At 75.6% G+C, this 1,277-nt stretch carries 1 protein-coding gene; it reads left to right on the top strand.

Annotated features, from left to right (window positions below):
* A partial coding sequence (locus FV223_RS27890; protein WP_147729908.1) for a PAS domain-containing protein occupies positions 1-1,277 on the top strand: 1,277 nt, incomplete at both ends.

The following is a 1,277-nucleotide window of genomic DNA, read 5'->3' as shown; positions in this document are numbered from 1 at the left end:
ACCGTCGGGAGGCGCGCCTCGCCCGGCAGCGCCAAGCCCTCGCGGCGCGCGCCACCACCACCGTCCGCCTCGGCGAGAGCGCGCTGCTGATGCGGCTGGCGATCGAGGCGACCGAGATCGGGATCTGGGACTACGACCCGCTCGCCGACCGCCTCGATTGCGATGCCCACGCCCGCCGGCTGCTCGGGCTCGACGCAGCGCAGCCGGCGAACCTGGCGCGGACCTTCCTGCGGGCGATCCACCCGGACGACCGGATGCGCGCCGCCGCCGACCTGCGCACCGCCCTCGACCCGGAGGGCGACGGGCGGTTCGGCGGCGACTACCGGCTGGCGCGGCCCGACGATGCGCCCTGCTGGGTCGCGATCTGCGGCCGTCCGGTGCTCGCCGGCGGCCGGGCCAACCGGATCGTCGGGAGCGTCCGGGACGTCACCGCGCGCAAGGTCGCAGACCTCGCCTCGGAGGCCGTCCGCGAGCGCTACCGCCTGATCGCGCGGGCGACCAGCGACGCGATCCGCGACTGGGACCTCGTCGCCGACACGGTCACGTGGAACGAGGCGCTCCAGACCGCCTACGGCTGGGCTCCGGACGGCGAGGCCGCCACCGGGGCATGGTGGCTGGCGCAGGTCCACCCGGCCGACCGCGACCGGGTCGAGGCGGCGCTCGGTACCGCGATCCGGGGCGGGAGCGACGCCTGGAGCCTCGAATACCGCTTCCTGCGCGCCGACGGACGCCACGCCGACGTGCTCGACCGCGGCTACGTGATCCGCGACGCGGACGGCACGCCGGTGCGCATGGTCGGCGCGATGCTCGACCTGAGCGAGCGCAACCGCGCCGAGGCCGATGTCCGCGCGATCTTCGAGGGCGCCAACGTCGGCATCGTCCAGCTCGATCCGCACAGCCTGGAGGTGCTGAGCGTCAACGCCAAGCTCTGCGCCATCTGGGGTGCGCCGGCCGCCGCCATCGTCGGCCGGTCGGTGGCGCTGTGGACCCCGCAGGAGGATGCGGCCGAGCGCGACACCCTGCACCGGCGCCTCGCCGCCGGCGAGGTCCTGCGCGAGACCCTGGAGAAGCGCTACCGCCGTGCCGACGGCCGCATCATCTGGGCCCGGGTCAACCTCGTGTCGCAGGCGCTGGGCGACCGGCTCCAGACCACCGCGATGATCGAGGACATCACGCTGGAGCGCACCACCGAGGCGCGCCACCGTGCGCTCATCGCGCTGGGCGACGCGCTGCGCGACGCCTCGGGCCGGACCGAGGCGATCGGTGCCGCCGCCGCG

The organism is Methylobacterium sp. WL116, from assembly GCF_008039455.1.
Lineage (GTDB): Bacteria > Pseudomonadota > Alphaproteobacteria > Rhizobiales > Beijerinckiaceae > Methylobacterium.
Note: the sequence above shows the minus strand (reverse complement) of the source record. Positions and strands in the feature narration are given on the sequence as shown.